General features: G+C 65.9%; 13 protein-coding genes. 11 read left to right on the top strand and 2 right to left on the bottom strand.

Going from position 1 to position 15,243, the window contains the following annotated elements:
- Window positions 1–24 precede the first annotated feature (24 nt).
- From AWC17_RS08220 to AWC17_RS08230, 3 genes are all read left to right on the top strand, one after another.
- On the top strand, window positions 25–1,293 hold the full coding sequence (locus AWC17_RS08220; protein WP_046185398.1) for an amidohydrolase family protein: 1,269 nt from the start codon (window positions 25–27) through the stop codon (window positions 1,291–1,293).
- 193 nt (window positions 1,294–1,486) lie between these two features.
- Window positions 1,487–1,957: a GbsR/MarR family transcriptional regulator gene (locus AWC17_RS08225; protein ID WP_046185399.1), complete on the top strand. Its 471-nt coding sequence runs from the start codon at window positions 1,487–1,489 to the stop codon at window positions 1,955–1,957.
- Entirely contained in the window at window positions 1,954–2,775 is an 822-nt protein-coding gene (locus tag AWC17_RS08230) for a class I SAM-dependent methyltransferase (RefSeq protein WP_046185400.1), read from the top strand. Before AWC17_RS08225 ends, AWC17_RS08230 begins: the two co-directional genes overlap by 4 nt.
- Here AWC17_RS08230 and AWC17_RS08235 read toward each other — a convergent pair.
- Window positions 2,770–3,789 (bottom strand): NAD(P)H-dependent flavin oxidoreductase, encoded by a 1,020-nt coding sequence (locus tag AWC17_RS08235; protein ID WP_046185402.1) that lies wholly within the window; start codon window positions 3,787–3,789, stop codon window positions 2,770–2,772. The genes AWC17_RS08230 and AWC17_RS08235 overlap by 6 nt on opposite strands.
- 117 nt (window positions 3,790–3,906) lie before the next feature.
- Here AWC17_RS08235 and AWC17_RS08240 point away from each other — a divergent pair, with 117 nt between their 5' ends.
- Both AWC17_RS08240 and AWC17_RS08245 read left to right on the top strand, forming a co-directional pair.
- Entirely contained in the window at window positions 3,907–5,508 is a 1,602-nt protein-coding gene (locus AWC17_RS08240; RefSeq protein ID WP_085164500.1) for an arylsulfatase, read from the top strand.
- The gene (locus tag AWC17_RS08245) at window positions 5,508–6,740 is read left to right on the top strand and encodes an FAD-dependent oxidoreductase (protein ID WP_046184762.1); all 1,233 of its coding nucleotides are present in this window, start codon (window positions 5,508–5,510) and stop codon (window positions 6,738–6,740) included. The genes AWC17_RS08240 and AWC17_RS08245 overlap by 1 nt, the downstream gene beginning before the upstream one ends.
- Here the strand turns inward: AWC17_RS08245 and AWC17_RS08250 are convergent.
- Window positions 6,733–7,551: a sugar phosphate isomerase/epimerase family protein gene (locus AWC17_RS08250; protein ID WP_046184763.1), complete on the bottom strand. Its 819-nt coding sequence runs from the start codon at window positions 7,549–7,551 to the stop codon at window positions 6,733–6,735. The two genes, AWC17_RS08245 and AWC17_RS08250, sit on opposite strands and share 8 nt — an antisense overlap.
- 601 nt (window positions 7,552–8,152) lie before the next feature.
- On the opposite strand from AWC17_RS08250, the gene AWC17_RS08260 reads away from it, so the two are divergent.
- From AWC17_RS08260 to AWC17_RS08285, 6 genes are all read left to right on the top strand, one after another.
- Window positions 8,153–8,839, top strand: coding sequence for a TetR/AcrR family transcriptional regulator (locus AWC17_RS08260; RefSeq protein WP_085164502.1), 687 nt, complete (start codon window positions 8,153–8,155; stop codon window positions 8,837–8,839).
- 250 nt (window positions 8,840–9,089) lie between these two features.
- Window positions 9,090–10,292, top strand: a complete 1,203-nt coding sequence (locus AWC17_RS08265) for a cytochrome P450 (protein WP_046184765.1) — start codon at window positions 9,090–9,092, stop codon at window positions 10,290–10,292.
- The gene (locus tag AWC17_RS08270) at window positions 10,292–11,128 is read left to right on the top strand and encodes a mycofactocin-coupled SDR family oxidoreductase (protein ID WP_046184766.1); all 837 of its coding nucleotides are present in this window, start codon (window positions 10,292–10,294) and stop codon (window positions 11,126–11,128) included. Before AWC17_RS08265 ends, AWC17_RS08270 begins: the two co-directional genes overlap by 1 nt.
- Before the next feature lie 29 nt (window positions 11,129–11,157).
- Window positions 11,158–12,126, top strand: a complete 969-nt coding sequence (locus AWC17_RS08275) for an enoyl-CoA hydratase/isomerase family protein (RefSeq protein ID WP_046184767.1) — start codon at window positions 11,158–11,160, stop codon at window positions 12,124–12,126.
- Between the two features lie 19 nt (window positions 12,127–12,145).
- Entirely contained in the window at window positions 12,146–14,479 is a 2,334-nt protein-coding gene (locus AWC17_RS08280; protein WP_047323036.1) for a CaiB/BaiF CoA transferase family protein, read from the top strand.
- A complete protein-coding gene (locus tag AWC17_RS08285) occupies window positions 14,476–15,240 on the top strand; it encodes an SDR family NAD(P)-dependent oxidoreductase (protein WP_047323037.1) in 765 nt (254 codons plus the stop codon). Before AWC17_RS08280 ends, AWC17_RS08285 begins: the two co-directional genes overlap by 4 nt.
- Window positions 15,241–15,243: the final 3 nt, after the last annotated feature.

The raw sequence follows: 15,243 nt of genomic DNA on the forward strand, positions 1-15,243 counted from the left end.
GGTGCCGCGCAAGGAGATTGACGAGTGAAATCGATCGACGAGCTGGCCGGCAACCTGAACTTCACCACCGCCAAGACCGGCGAGCAGCGCTCGGTCACCTTCCTGCCGGACCCGCCGCGCGCACCGCGTCGCTACACGGTGATCTCGGTCGATGATCACATCGTCGAACCACCGGACACCTTCACCGGACGGCTGCCGCGCAAGTTCGCCGACCGCGCGCCCAAAGTCGTGGAGACCGAGAGCGGGGGACAGACCTGGGTCTACGACGGCCGGGAACTGCCCAACGTCGGCTTCAACGCCGTCGTCGGCCGACCGGTGGCGGAGTACGGCTTCGAGCCGGTCCGATTCGACGAAATGCGCAGGGGCGCCTGGGACATCCACGAGCGCGTCAAGGACATGGACCTGAACGGCATCTACGCCTCGCTAAATTTCCCGTCCTTCCTGCCCGGCTTCGCCGGCCAGCGGCTGCAGCAGGTGACCAGCGACCGCGACTTGGCGCTGGCCTCGGTGCGCGCATGGAACGACTGGCATTTCGAGGTGTGGGCGGGCTCGTATCCCGAACGCATCATTGCATGCCAGTTGCCATGGCTGCTGGACCCCGAGCTCGGCGCGCAGATGATCTACGAGAACGCCGAACGTGGGTTCCACGCCGTCACTTTCAGCGAGAACCCGGCGATGTTGGGATTGCCGAGCATTCACTCGAAGCACTGGGACCCGATGATGGCGGCGTGCGCCGAGACGGACACCGTCGTGAACCTGCATATCGGGTCGTCGGGGTCCTCGCCGTCCACCACTGACGACGCGCCGCCGGACGTGCAGGGCGTGTTGTTCTTCGCCTACGCCATCTCGGCGGCGGTCGACTGGCTGTACTCCGGCCTGCCCAGCAGGTTTCCCAACCTGAAGATCTGTCTGTCGGAAGGCGGAATCGGCTGGGTCGCCGGGCTGCTGGATCGCCTCGACCACATGCTCAGCTATCACGCGATGTACGGCACCTGGCAGGCCCTGGGCGAAAGTCTGACTCCCGCGGAGGTTTTCACGAGGAATTTCTGGTTCTGCGCGGTGGAGGACAAATCGTCGTTCGTGCAGCGGGACCGGATCGGCGTGGACAACATCATGCTGGAAGCGGACTACCCGCATTGCGACTCGACCTGGCCGCACACCCAGCAGACGATCCACGAACAAATCGGCGACCTGCCTCCCGATGTGATTCGTAAGTTCAGCTGGGAGAACGCGTCTCGCCTGTACCGCCACCCGGTGCCGGTGGAGGTGCAGCGCGATCCCGAGGCGTTCTAGCTGCGACGCCCCGTATGGAGTAACCCGCCGGCGCAGTGAGCACAATGCGCAATAGCGCAGAATCGCCGGTTGCCATTGCGCACGAGCGCGTGAAAACAACGAGCAGGCCGCTCTGGCTGGGAACGCTCTTCCACGATTCGTCCAGCTATCGTAAACTACGTTTAGTATGTACTGAACGAGCTGACGGAGGGCCATGTCCCCGGAAGAGGCCGAGTTCGTCGACCGCCTCGGACTGTTCTTCGAGCTGCTCGGTGCCACCCGCACCATGGGCCGGGTATACGGGTGGCTACTGATCTGTGATCCGCCGCAGCAGTCCTTGACCCAGCTGGCCGACGCGTTATCGGTGAGTAAGGCCTCCATCAGTACCGTTGCCCGGCAGCTGCTGGAGGGCGGCATGGTGGAACGGTTGCCGAGCCCGGACCGCCAACACCTCTACCGGGTCACGCCGGGTGGGTTCACCAGTGTTCTGGAAACGCAGCTGTCGCTGATGCGGTTAGGGATCGAGCCCGCCGAGTTCGCCCTTTCCGTGCTGGGTGAGGACCGTGCCGAACAGCGGCAGCGTGTCGAGGATTTCCGCGATTTCTGCGAGTTCTGCACCCAGGGCTACCGCGACCAGCTCATGCAGATGTGGACCGAGTATCGGGCGGGAAGGAATAAGACATGACGACGACCAAAGTTGACTTCACCGGTGTGCCGTGGGGCTCGGTGGAGTGGACGAACCTTGTCACGCTGTATCTGCGCGCTCACGAAAGCCGTTCGCGCCGACCCATTTTGGGTGACAAGGCGGCCGCCGAAGCCGTGGACCGGATCGACTATGACTTCAAGCGAATCCACCGAAGCTCGCTGCCGGCGTCGAACCAGTACCTGGTCGCCCTGCGCGCCAAGCAGCTCGACGAGTGGTGCGCGGATTTCCTGCGGCGTCACCCCGACGCGGTGGTGCTGCACCTGGGCTGCGGCCTGGACGGCCGCGCCTTCCGGCTCGCGTTGCCGGCGTCGGTCTTGTGGTTCGACGTCGACCAACCCGGTGTCATCGAGCTGCGGCGGCGCCTCTACGACGACACCGAGCGGTACCGGATGATCGGCTCCTCGGTGACCGACCCGGAGTGGCTGGAGCAGATCCCGACTGGACGCCCCACGCTTGTGGTCGCCGAGGGCCTGCTGATGTATTTGACCGAGCAGCAGGTGCGGCAGCTGCTCCAACGCTTGACCGACCGATTCGAGTGTGGCGAAATGCATTTCGACACGTTGTCGGCGCTGGCGCCGCTGCTGTCCAGGGTGTTCACCAGGGGAATCATCAAGTGGGGCATCCGCGACGCGCGGGAGCTGCAGACGTGGAACCCCAGGCTGCGGCTGCTAGAGCAGTCACCTGCGTTGGCCGGTTACCAGAAAATCGAATCGACCGCGGTTCGGTTCATGTACACGCTGACGTGCGCAACGCCCGGCGGCCGATACGACGTGCTGAACCGCTTCGCATACTCATAGGTCGGAAGCCAGGCGCCGCAGAATCTCGGATGTGGGTTCGGCAGTGGCGTTCCGGTATCCGGTGCCCGCCCACAGATGGACATAATCGGGCTTGCCCGCCGCGGCCGCGGCTTTGCGCAGGGGGCTGGTGAGGTAATGGATGGCGGGATAGCCCAGCGGCGCCTGCGCCTCGTGGGTGTCGATGAACGCGTTGCGCAGCCCGCGGGCGGGGCGGCCGGTGAAGGAGTGGGTGAGCACCGTCTCGGTGTAGGCGGGATCGGTAAGGGCCGCCTGATGGGTGGCTGAGGCGCCGCTTTCGTCGGCGCGCAGCAGAACAGTCCCGACCACGGCCGCCGCGGCCCCCGCACGGACTACCTCGGCGACCGCACCGGGGGTGGCGAGCCCGCCGGCGGCCATCACCGGCAGCGGCACCGTCGCGACGATCCGTTCGACCAGCTCGGCGATCGGCACCGGCGTCAACGGTTTCCGCGGCGAGAGCGTGCCGGAGTGACCGCCGGCCGCCACCGCCTGCACGGCGAGCATGTCGACCCCGGCGTCGTGCGCTTGCGCCGCCTCCTCGGGTGTGGTCACCGTCTGGACCACGACGCTCTTGGCAATCTGCAGCGCGGCGATCACGCTGCGCGATGGAATGCCGAAGGTGAACGACACCATCGGAACCGGGTCGTCGAGCAACAGCGCGATCTTCTCGTCGAATTTGTCGTTGTCCTCGACGGGGTCTGGGGGCAGCGTCAAACCGAACTGGTCGGCGTCCCGCTGAACGATCGCGGCATAAGCGCGGTAGCTCTCAGGGTCAACCGGTAGCGGGTTGGGGGCAAACAGGTTGATACCAAACGGGATTCCCTCGGCGCGAACCTGTTTGAGCTCAGCCTCGACGGCCTCCACGGTCTTGTAGCCGGCGGCGAGCATGCCCAGGCCGCCCGCGCGGGTCGCGGCCGACACCATCGCGGGGGTGGTCGGGCCGCCCGACATCGGGGCGGCGACCAGCGGAATGGACATCCCGAACTGTGCCAGCATCTCAAAGCCCTTCCGGTATCGCAGCGTCGAAGGCGCGGACAGTGCCGCCTCGACAATAACGACGCGCAGTTGCGGCAGCATTCCGCCCAGCCGCCGGACCTGGCAGGATGCTTCAGCGTGAAGAGGCCTAACTTCCTCGTTATCGTGGCGGACGACCTCGGTTTTTCCGATATTGGCGCGTTCGGCGGCGAAATCGAGACGCCCAATCTTGATCGGCTGGCCCACGCGGGGATCCGGCTCACCGATTTTCATTCCGCGCCGGCCTGCTCACCCACCCGGGCGATGTTGTTGACGGGGACTGACCACCACATCGCCGGCATCGGCACCATGCTCGAGGTCGCCGGCCCCGGATTCCGCGGCGCTCCCGCTTACGAGGGCTATCTGAACGACCGGGTGGTGGCGTTGCCGGAACTCCTGCGCGACGCCGGATACCTGACGCTGATGTCGGGCAAGTGGCACCTGGGCGCAACCATCGAGACGTCGCCGTGGGCGCGCGGGTTCGAGCGCTCGTTCGCCTTGCTGCCGGCCGGGGCGAGCCACTTCGGGGGCGGAGGGGCCCGGAGTTTCTCGCCGGTGCCAACGCTTTACACCGAGGACGATCAGTTCGTCACCGTCGGGGACGACTTCTACTCGTCGGATTCCTACACCGACAAGCTGTTGCAGTATCTGAGCGAACGCGCGCCCGGCGACGACCGGCCGTTCTTCGCGTATCTGCCCTTCCAGGCGCCGCACTGGCCGCTGCAGGCGCCGGACGAATCCATCGCGAAATACCGCGGTCGCTACGACGCCGGACCGGACGCGCTCCGCGAGGAGCGACTGGCGGCGCTCAAGCGGCTCGGACTGTGCCCGCCGGGCGTCGAGGCGCACCCGGTCGTTGCCGACGGCGCCCCGGAGTGGGACGAGATGACTGCCGAACAGCGCGCGGTGTCGGCGCGCAGCATGGAGGTCTACGCCGCGATGGTCGACCGGATGGACTGGAATATCGGCAGAGTGATCGACTACCTCTCGGAAAGCGGCGAGCTCGACGACACCGTCGTTATCTTCTTGTCCGACAACGGCGCCGAGGGCGCCATCGTTGAGGCGATGCCGCTGGTCGGTGCCCGGATCGTCGCGCAGATCGAAAAGCATTGCGACAACACCCTCGACAACCTCGGCCGGCCGTCCTCATTCATCTGGTACGGGCCACGGTGGGCGCAAGCGGCCACCGCGCCGTCGCGGCTGCACAAGTCGTTCACCACCGAAGGCGGGATCCGGGTGGTCGGATTCGTCACCTGGCCGGGCTTCGACCGGCAGCGGCAGATCGGCACCGCCTTCAGCACCGTCATGGACATCGCACCGACGGTGCTGGAACTGGCGGGGGCCGCGCATCCGGGCACGGCCTACCGAGGGCGCGAGGTGGCGCCCATGCGCGGCCGGTCCCTGGTGCCATACCTGTCGGGCGGCGCGCAGACGGTGCACGACGCCGATACCGGCACGGGCTGGGAGTTGTTCGGCCGCAGGGCCATTCGCCAGGGGGACTTCAAGGCGCTGCACCTGCCCGCACCGTACGGTCCGGGCGATTGGCAGCTGTACGACCTCGCTTCGGATCCGGGCGAGATCCACGACCTGGCCGACTCACATCCGGACAGGCTGGCCGAGCTGCTGACGCTGTGGGATCGTTACGTCGAGGAAACCGGCGTGATCCTCGATCCCGTCTCAGTGTTCGAGGTGGAGTTCTGATGGCTGAGAAGACCACCTGCGCGATCATCGGTGGCGGCCCGGCCGGCATGGTCCTGGGGCTGCTACTGGCTCGGGCGGGCGTGCAAGTCACCCTGATGGAGAAGCACGGCGACTTCCTGCGCGACTTCCGCGGTGACACGGTCCATCCGACGACGATGCGACTGCTCGACGAGCTGGGTTTGTGGGAGCCCTTCGCGGCCTTGCCTTTCACCGAGGTCCGCACCGCGAAACTCGAGTCCAACGGGCGGTCGGTGACCTACGTCGACTTCGAGCGGTTGCGCCAGCCCCATCCCTTCGTCGCGATGGTGCCGCAGTGGGACTTGCTCAATCTGCTAGCGGATGCGGCACAGGTGGAGCCGAGCTTCTCGCTGCGGATGAACACCGAAGTCACCGGGCTGCTGTGGGAGGCCGGCAGGGTTGCTGGAGTGCGCTACTGCGGGCCCGACGGCCCCGGCGAATTGCGGGCCGAGCTGACCGTTGCCTGCGACGGCCGTTGGTCGATCGCGCATCACGAGGCCGGACTGAAGGCGCGCGAATACCCGGTGAAGTTCGACGTGTGGTGGTTTCGGTTGCCGCACAACGAAGACACGGAGTACTCGTTCTTGCCGCGCCTCGGTCCGGGTAAGGGTCTTGCCGTGATCCCGCGGGAGGGCTACTTCCAGATCGCCTACCTCGGGCCCAAGGGCACCGACGCCCAATTGCGGGCGCGTGGCATCGAAGCGTTCCGGCGCGACGTCGAAGAGTTGCTACCCGATATGCCGGAGTCGGTGGCGGCGCTGCAATCCATGGACGACGTCAAACATCTGGACGTGCACGTGAATCGGCTGCGCCGTTGGCACACCGAGGGGCTGTTGTGCATCGGTGATGCGGCGCACGCGATGTCGCCGCTGGGCGGCGTCGGCATCAACCTGGCGATCCAGGACGCCGTAGCGGCCGCGACCGTGCTGGCCGAACCGCTGCGACGGCACCGGGTCGGCGGCCGCGACCTCGCCGCGGTGCACCGCCGCCGCGTGTTCCCCACGGTGGTGACGCAACTGGTGCAGCGGGTGCTGCACCGGATGTTGCTCGGGCCGTTGTTGCGCGGGGCGGACCCCACGCCGCCCGCGGCGCTGCTCGGCGTGATGCGACGGTTGCCATGGCTGTCGGCCGTGCCGGCTTACTTCGTCGGCGTTGGAGTGCGACCCGAGCATGCGCCGTCGTTTGCGCGCCGGGCGCCCGGGCCGGCTACCTAGGCTGAATCTCCGACAACAGCCGACGCGCCGCCTCGACGCACGGCCGGAGCCGGTCGATCGGGCTGATGCCCGCCAGCGCCAGCGATCGTCTCGGCACTTCGAGTTCGATCCCGATGTCAGGCGGAAGCGCGGAAAGGATGTCGCCGAGCGGTAGTTCACCTTCGCCGGGAACCATGCGCTCAAACATGGCTTCCTCCATGTAGTTGTCCATGCGTGGCTGCAGTGTCGTGTCGTTGAGTTGGGCGTAGCCGATGTGGTCGGAGGCAATGGCTGCGACGTCGGCGGGGCTGGATCCGGACCGCACCAAGTGCATGGTGTCGATCAGCAATCGGAAATCGGACCGCCCGACGTATTCGCGGGCGGCCAGTGCGGTGGCCAAGTCGCCGACCGTCAGCCCGGGCACCGGTTCGACGACGGTCTGGATGCCGCGCTGGGCGGCAAGTTCCGTCAGGACCGCGAACTGGTCGAAGGTGCGGCTCAGATCGGGATCCAGGCTCACGACGTCGATCTGCGGAACACCGAGCTCAGCCAACGCGTCGAGATCCGCGGTGAACCCATGCGTATCGGAGCCGGGCAGCACCAGGAATCCGTCGCCGAGCGAGATCTGCACGCCGCGGTGATCCATGGCGGCAAGCATGTCTCGCCTGAGTGCGGCGTCCTTCAAAGAAAAAGGAGGATAACCCAGCGGCACCAATGGCAGTCCCTGCACGACCGTCGAGATAAATCGACAGCCGAGATCTCCGGCGAGATCGACGAACTCCACCGGCGGAAGGCCGAATGCGCTGAGAAAGCCGACAGCAAACTGGTCCATTTTCGTTCCGGTAAAGAACCCTACAAGCGGCCCAGCCGCGTTACCGGCCAAAACGATGGCTAGGCCACCAGCTGGCTACGGCCGGGTTTGACATTCCGAAAAGGAGGGTAACCTCGACACACACCAATTCATTGGGTCGCGAATCGGTCCACACGCGGGACACCGCTCACGTCGGGCGGAGCCCGGGGACTGAAAGAAGGCGATAAATCACCATGATTATGAAGAAAATCGCAAGTGCGGCCGCAATCGCTGGCGCACTGGGTGCTGCCACCCTCGGATTCGGTGCAGGTGTGGCACAAGCTGATCCCGGCCCATGGATACCACCGGGTCCGCCGGGTCCGCACGTCGTCGACCATGGTCCTTGGAATCCGCTGCCACCTGGGCAGATCAAGCAGATTTGTCCCTGGCAGTCGCCGCCCGGCCATTGGGTTGGCGGTCCGCACGGGGTTCCCTGTACCTGAGCTCGCTTGAGTTCCCGGAGCTAACACGATGCCCGCCCGCCCTGTTGTTCGGCAGGGAGGGATGTGGGCTATCGCCGACGGCTCTTTACTGACACTACGAATATAGAGTAATCTCCGGGTCCAAGATCACGGGACCCGGTATGGACAAACGACGAAAGCCTAACCCTGCGGAGCGCCGCCGCGACTTATGCGATGCGGCGATCCAGTTGTTGGCCGACGACGGGGCCAAGGGATTGAGCCACCTCAAAGTCGACCGCAAAGCCGGCGTGCCCGACGGCACCACCTCGTTCTATTTCCGCACCCGCTCGGCGCTGCTGCGCGCCGCGGCCGAGCGGCTGGCCGAGTTGGACCTCGCCGAGCTGCAATCGGTGGCGGACAGCTCGACCGATCAGAAAGACGATGCCTCACCCTCGCGGTTGTCGCAGGTGGTCATTCAGGCCGCCACTGACCCGCAGTTGTCGCGGACCAAGGCCCGGTACGAGCTGACGATGCAAGCCACTCGCGACCCGGCGCTCGCCGCGATCTTGCAGCAGGCCACGGACGAGTTCACCAAGTTGCATCGGGAGATCCTCGTGCAACTGATGCCACACGGCGCGGACCTGGAACCGGCGGTAGTCGAGGACCTCAGCAACGTCACACTGACGTTTATCAACGGTCTGCTGCAGCGGCTCGCCCATGGCGACCGGTTCATCGATACCGCGGAGCAGCTGGACGGGATCTTGTCCGCGATGGCGGCGGGGATTCTCAAAAGTCCGAACAAGGGGCGCCTGACACGGAGCGACGGCCTGCCACCAGCGCGCCGCAGCCGGGTAGCCGGATCCGGGTGAGCGTGCGGGCCGGACACGGCGTACGTGGCTCTGGCTCTTGCCAGGGCACCCGCTGTATGGTTCTCTACGAGAATAGAGTAAGTCCACGTTCGCGGGCCATTTCAGCCAAAACCCGTGTGCACGTGCGAGCAATATGATTAAGCGGAGTGTATAAATTGGCCGAGCCCAATCCGGCGCTGACAGACCGGCAGCGCCGGCACTGTCGTAGCCGGTGCGGGCGCCCGGAAACGCCTGCAGTAGGAGGGATTTCGTGACGGCGAGCACCGATAGCCATGTTCGTTTCGATCCATACGATGTCGAGCTCATTGCCGACCCATATCCCATGTTCAAGCGCCTGCGTGACGAGGCGCCGCTGTACTACAACTCCGAATACGACTTTTACGCGCTGAGCCGATTCGCCGACGTAAACAAGGCAATCATCGACTACGGCACTTACAGCTCCGCGCGCGGCGTGATCATGGAACTGATCAAGGCCAACCTCGAGATCCCGTCGGGCATGCTGATCTTCGAGGATCCGCCGATCCACGACGTGCACCGCAAGCTGCTGTCGCGCATGTTCACCCCCCGCAAGATCGCCGCGCTGGAGCCGATGATCCGCGAGTTCTGCGCGCAATCGCTGGATCCACTGGTGGGGTCGGGGCGGTTCGACTTCGTCACCGACCTGGGCGCGATCATGCCGATGAAGGTCATCAGCGCACTGCTCGGGATTCCCGAAGAAGATCAGGAGTACATCCGCGATCGCGGCAACGCCCAACTACGCACCGAACCCGGCAAGCCGATGAGTGCCGCCGAGCATGGCTTGTCCGTAGGCGAGCAGTTCGAGGCCTACATCGACTGGCGTGCCGACAATCCGTCCGACGACATCATGACCGAGCTGCTCAACGTCGAGTTCGTCGACGAGACCGGGACCACGCGGCGGCTGAGGCGCGAGGAGATCCTCGTCTACCTCAACGTGGTGGCCGGAGCGGGCAACGAAACCACGACGCGGCTGATCGGTTGGGCGGGCAAAGTTCTCGCGGAGCACCCCGACCAGCGTCGCGAGCTCGTCGAGAACCCCGCACTCATCCCGCAGGCAATCGAGGAGCTGCTGCGCTTCGAGCCACCCGCGCCGCACATGGCACGCTATGTGACCCGCGACGTCAGCCTCTATGACCGGACGGTGCCGGAAGGCAGCGTGATGCTGATGCTGCTCGGGGCGGCCTGCCGCGACGAGCGCCAATTCGGTCCCGACGCGGGCGAATTCAACATTCATCGCCCCGCTCGCCCGCACCTCACGTTCAGCGTCGGCGCCCACTTCTGCCTGGGCTCGGCGCTGGCCCGGCTGGAAGGCCGTGTCGCCCTCGAGGAAATCCTCAAGCGCTTCCCGGAGTGGGAGCCCGATCTGGCCAACGCCACGCTCAGCCCAACGTCGTCGGTGCGCGGCTGGGAAACTCTGCCCACCGTGGTGCCCTGATGACCGGCCGGGTCGAGGGCAAGGTCGCGTTCGTCAGCGGTGCCGCCCGCGGTCAGGGTCGCAGCCACGCGGTGCGCTTAGCGCAGGAGGGCGCCGACATCATCGCGATCGACGTCTGCGGGCCGATCGAGAACCTGGCTTATCCACACTCGACGCCGGAAGACCTGGCCGAGACGGCCGACTTGGTGAAAGCCCAAGACCGTCGGATCGTCACCGCGCAGGTGGACGTCCGCGACTACGAGGCGCTGAAATCCGCAGTGGACGGCGGTGTGGAACAACTAGGGCGGCTCGACATCATCGTCGCGAACGCAGGCGTGGGTACCGACGGCAGGAAGCTGCACAAGATCCGGGAGAACGTCTGGCAGGACATGATCGACATCAACCTGACCGGCGTTTGGCATACGGTCAAAGCGGGTGTCCCACAAATACTCTCGGGTGGCCAAGGCGGATCGATCGTGCTCACCAGCTCGGTCGGTGGGCGCAAGGCCTACCCGAACACCGGCCACTACGTCGCGGCCAAGCATGGCGTCATCGGCCTGATGCGTGCCTTCGCCGTCGAGCTGGGCCAGCACATGATCCGCGTCAATTCGGTGCTACCCACCCAGGTAAGCACCACGATGGTGATGAATGACAACACGTTCCGGCTCTTCCGCCCGGACCTGGAAAATCCGGGGCCGGACGACTTCGCCCCCATCTCACAGATGATGCACACCCTGCCTGTGCCATGGGTGGAACCCGCGGACATCAGCAACGCGGTCCTGTTCCTCGCCTCTGACGAATCTCGTTATGTCACTGGCGTTTCGCTTCCCGTCGACGCGGGCAGCTTGCTCAAATAAACGCTATTCAAGAGAAGTTGGAGACGACGATGCCCGAATACGATTACGAAGAAATGAAGAAGGAAGCCGAGCAGTACATCAAGTTCGAGAAGGACAAGAAGAACCGGATCGCCTACATCACCTTCAACCGCCCCGAGGAGCTCAACTCCACCACCTTGGGCATGCGGCAGAACTACGCCGACTTAATCCATAAGTGCAACGTGGACGACGACGTCAAGGTCGTCGTGATCCGGGGCGAGGGCCAGGATTTCGGAAGCGGTGGCGACCTACCCGAACAGCGAGGAATGCTGGAGAACCCCGGCATGCCGCTCCTGCACGAGCTGGCGATCAATGATGACGACGTCAAGTACCCGCCCGGCGGATCGTATCGCTACCTTTCGACCGTCACCGACTTCTACGCCAAGGCCCGAGCGGGCAACCGCCCGCTTCAGGAGCTGCGCAAGATCAGCATCATCGAGGCGAAGGGCTACTGCTACGGGTGGCACTTCTACCAGGCCGGCGACGCCGATCTGGTGATCTCATCCGACGACGCCCTCTTCGGCCACCCGGCGTTCCGCTACGTGGGCTGGGGCCCGCGACTGTGGTGGTGGGCCGAGACGATGGGCCTGCGCAAGTTCTCCGAAATGCTGTTCACCGGGCGGCCGTTCAGCGCCAAGGAGATGTACGAGTGCGGCTTCGTCAACAGCGTGGTGCCCCGGGAGAAACTGGAAGAAGAGACGCTGAAGTACGCGATGGCGTGCTCCCGCTCCCGCCCGACCGACACCGTCGCGGTGCAGAAGACCTTCCTGGAGCTCTACAAGCAGCACAAGGGTGAATACTTCGGCAGCCTGCTCACCGGCATGGTCGAGGGCATGCTGCCGATGATCACCAACGACGCAGAGGAGGTCGACCTGACCGCGGGTACCTTCGAGAAGGGTCTCAACAACGTGGTCAAGGACAACGACCTGAACTTCCCGCCGGAGTGGCGCCTGAGCCGCTCGGGACGCGCGAAGCCCTGACCGTCTTGGAAGAGGTCGCATGTCGGCGCTGACGGGTTTCCGGGTCGTTGAGCTGGCCGGGTCCGTCGCGGGGGAGTACTGCGGAAAGCTGTTGGCCGACTTCGGCGCCGAGATCATCAAGGTCGAGACGCCGGAGTGCGGCAGCCCGACGCGGGCGATGGCTCCCATCATGGCCGACGGGTGCGACGGCAGCGGGCTGTTCGCGTACCTGAACACCAACAAGCAGTCCGTCGTGCTGGATCGCGGCTCGGAAGCCGACGTCGAGACCATCCACAAGCTCATCAGCACGGTGGACGCGGTCATCGACGACCACGCCATCGACTGGGCGCAGCGACATCCGGATGTGGTGTTCTGCTCGATCACGCCGTTCGGGCAGGGCGCGCCGGCCGAGTTCGGTAATGCCAAGAGCATCAACGTCTTCCATGCCAGCGGCTGGGGGTACCACACGCCCAGTCACCCTGATCCCGCCAAGCCGCCACTGCAGGGGCCCGGCCGGTTCCTGGCCGACTACGAAGCCGGACTGGACGCCGCGCTCTGCGTGACGGCATCGCTCTTCGCGCGCCTGCACAGCGGCCACGGCGACTCCATCGACATTTCCGAACATGCCGTGCTGGCCTCGCGTGCCGACTGCATCCTGGGTCGATTCATCACCGGCGAGGTGACCGCCGAGGGCCACCGCGGCGATTACGACCAGGCCGGCCCCGCAGCATTTTTCGCGTGCGCCGATGGCTTTGTGTACCTGTACATGACCAGCCGCGCCCACTGGCTCGGCCTGAAAGAACTCATGGGTCATCCGGACTGGCTAGACGGGTTTGAGGACGACTGGCTGGAGTTCTCCGTCACCGCGGAAAAGGTCGGCGCATTCCAGCGGGGCTTCGCGGCGTGGATCCGGGCCCTCGGCAAGGACGAAGCATCCGACCAAGCCCAGCGCCAAGGCGTGCCGCTGGTGCCGGTCAACGGCGCCGCGGACCTGCACGATTCGCCGCAGTACCGCCACCGCGGCTTCTTCCAGCAGGTGACGCACCCGGTGCTCGGCGGCGCGGCGTATCCGACGGTGCCATACGGGTTCAGCGCGTCGCCGGCTCGGATCACCTCCGCCGCACCCACTCTCGGCCAGCACACGGGAGAGGTGCTCGGACGCATCGCTACCCCGCGCCCACGGCCGCGGATCAAGTCGGCACAACTCAAGCCGCCCAGGAATCCGCGCGGTGGGCCGCTGGAAGGGGTGCGGGTCGTCGAACTCACCAAGGTGTGGGCCGGCCCCTACGCGGGCAAGTTGCTGGCGATGCTGGGCGCCGAGGTCATCAAGATCGAAACCGCGGACAGCCCCGAGGAGATGCGAGCCTACGGTGGCACCGACATCAACCATGCGCCCTACTTCCTGAGCATCAACCCCGAAATCCTCAGTGTGGACCTCGACATCAAGTCCGCCGAGGGCATGGCGCGCCTGCGGGAGCTGATCGCGCGCAGCGACATCGTCATCAACAACCTGCGCCCGGGTGCGATGGAACGCCAGGGCCTGGGCTATGCGCAGCTCCAGGAGATCAAGCCGGACATCATCTCCGTGTCGATCAAGATGTGGGGCAACGACGGACCGCTGGGCCATCAAACCGGTTACGCGCCATGCTTCGCCGCCCTGGCCGGGCTCGCCTCGCTGGTGGGCTATCGCGGTGGGCCGCCGCTCGGGACGAGCATGCGCTACGGCGATTCGACGGTCGGTGCGGCCGCCGCCTACGCTGCCGTGGTCGCGTTGCTGCATCGCGAGCTCAGCGGCGCCGGGCAGTTCGTCGACCTATCGGCCGTGGAAACCCTGTCGTCGATGATCGGCGACTGCCTGCTCGAGCAGGCCCTGACGGGGCAAGCCTTCGGGCCCAATGGTAATGATCACCCGGACCTGTGCCCGAATGGCTGCTACCCCTGCGCGGACGGCGCCTGGATCACGGTGGCCGTCGCCGACGACGCGCAATGGCGCGGGCTGTGCGATGTGCTCGGTGCGGGCTCGCTTTCCCGAGAATGCCGCTACGCCACCACGGACGAGCGACGGCACCACGCCGAGACGCTCGACGCCGACCTCGCGCAATTCATTCGAAGCCACGATGCCGAGCAACTCGCGCATCGCCTGCGTGCGGCGGGGGTTCCGGCCGGCAAGAGCGCCACTTCCCTCGATGTGATCGGTGATCAACGACTATGGGACCGCGAGCTGTATCGGTTCGTCAGTGATCACCGTGAGGGCCAGCGGCCGATCGTCGGGCCGTCCTGGCGGATGGCGCGCGGCCAGGCGCGCATCGCCCGTGGCGCGCCGGATCTGGGCGAGCACACCGAGTACGTGCTACACGAGATACTGGGCGCATGACGGGGACACTTGCACACACTGCGGCCTTGGTCACCGGCGCCAGCAGCGGTATCGGGGCCGCGACCGCCAAAGCGCTCGCCGCGGAAGGCGCGGCGGTGGCCCTGCTCGCGCGCCGCGCGGATCGGCTCGCCGAGCTGAAAGCCGACATCGAATCGGCCGGCGGCACAGCGCTGGCCGTGGCGGCCGATGTCACCGACGCCGAGCAGGTGTCGGCGGCCGTGCAACGCGCCGTCGCGGAGTTCGGCCGGCTCGACACCGTGGTGAACAACGCCGGGTTGATGCAGTCCGGGCCCGCGGCCGAGGCGTCGCTGCGGGATTGGGACGCCATGGTGACGGTCAACGTGCAAGGGGTCCTCTATGTCACCCGCGCGGCGCTTCCGCACCTGATCGACGCCGCCGCCGACTCGCCGCGCGGCGTCGCCGATCTGGTCACCATCAGTTCGACCGCGGGATGGGTGGCCCGACCCAACACCGCGGTCTACTCGCTGACCAAATTCGGGGTGAACGCCTTCAACGAGGGCATTCGGCAAGAGGTGCTCGGCAAGCGGGTCCGGGTCGGAGTGGTGGGCCCCGGGACGGTCGACACCGAGATCTTCAGCCACCTCGCCGAGGCGTCGCGGGAAGCGTTCGAGCGCCAGACCGCCGGCATGGTCAAGTTGCGCCCGGAAGACATCGCCGACGCGGTGCTGTTCATGGTGACCCGTGACCGCCGGGTGGCGGTCAACCATATGCTGGTGCGCGCGGCCGAACAAACCTGGTAAGCA

Origin of the sequence: Mycobacterium nebraskense (assembly GCF_002102255.1) — a bacterium.
GTDB lineage: Bacteria > Actinomycetota > Actinomycetes > Mycobacteriales > Mycobacteriaceae > Mycobacterium > Mycobacterium nebraskense.

Excerpts from the sequence above, each read along its gene's own strand:
- AWC17_RS08235 (WP_046185402.1), bottom strand. The coding sequence starts at position 3,789 with ATGCTGGCACAGTTCGGGATGTCCATTCCGCTGGTCGCCGCCCCGATG.
- AWC17_RS08245 (WP_046184762.1), top strand. The coding sequence starts at position 5,508 with ATGGCTGAGAAGACCACCTGCGCGATCATCGGTGGCGGCCCGGCCGGC.
- AWC17_RS08275 (WP_046184767.1), top strand. The coding sequence starts at position 11,158 with ATGCCCGAATACGATTACGAAGAAATGAAGAAGGAAGCCGAGCAGTAC.
- AWC17_RS08260 (WP_085164502.1), top strand. The coding sequence starts at position 8,153 with ATGGACAAACGACGAAAGCCTAACCCTGCGGAGCGCCGCCGCGACTTA.
- AWC17_RS08270 (WP_046184766.1), top strand. The coding sequence starts at position 10,292 with ATGACCGGCCGGGTCGAGGGCAAGGTCGCGTTCGTCAGCGGTGCCGCC.
- AWC17_RS08285 (WP_047323037.1), top strand. The coding sequence starts at position 14,476 with ATGACGGGGACACTTGCACACACTGCGGCCTTGGTCACCGGCGCCAGC.
- AWC17_RS08280 (WP_047323036.1), top strand. The coding sequence starts at position 12,146 with ATGTCGGCGCTGACGGGTTTCCGGGTCGTTGAGCTGGCCGGGTCCGTC.
- AWC17_RS08230 (WP_046185400.1), top strand. The coding sequence starts at position 1,954 with ATGACGACGACCAAAGTTGACTTCACCGGTGTGCCGTGGGGCTCGGTG.
- AWC17_RS08225 (WP_046185399.1), top strand. The coding sequence starts at position 1,487 with ATGTCCCCGGAAGAGGCCGAGTTCGTCGACCGCCTCGGACTGTTCTTC.
- AWC17_RS08250 (WP_046184763.1), bottom strand. The coding sequence starts at position 7,551 with ATGGACCAGTTTGCTGTCGGCTTTCTCAGCGCATTCGGCCTTCCGCCG.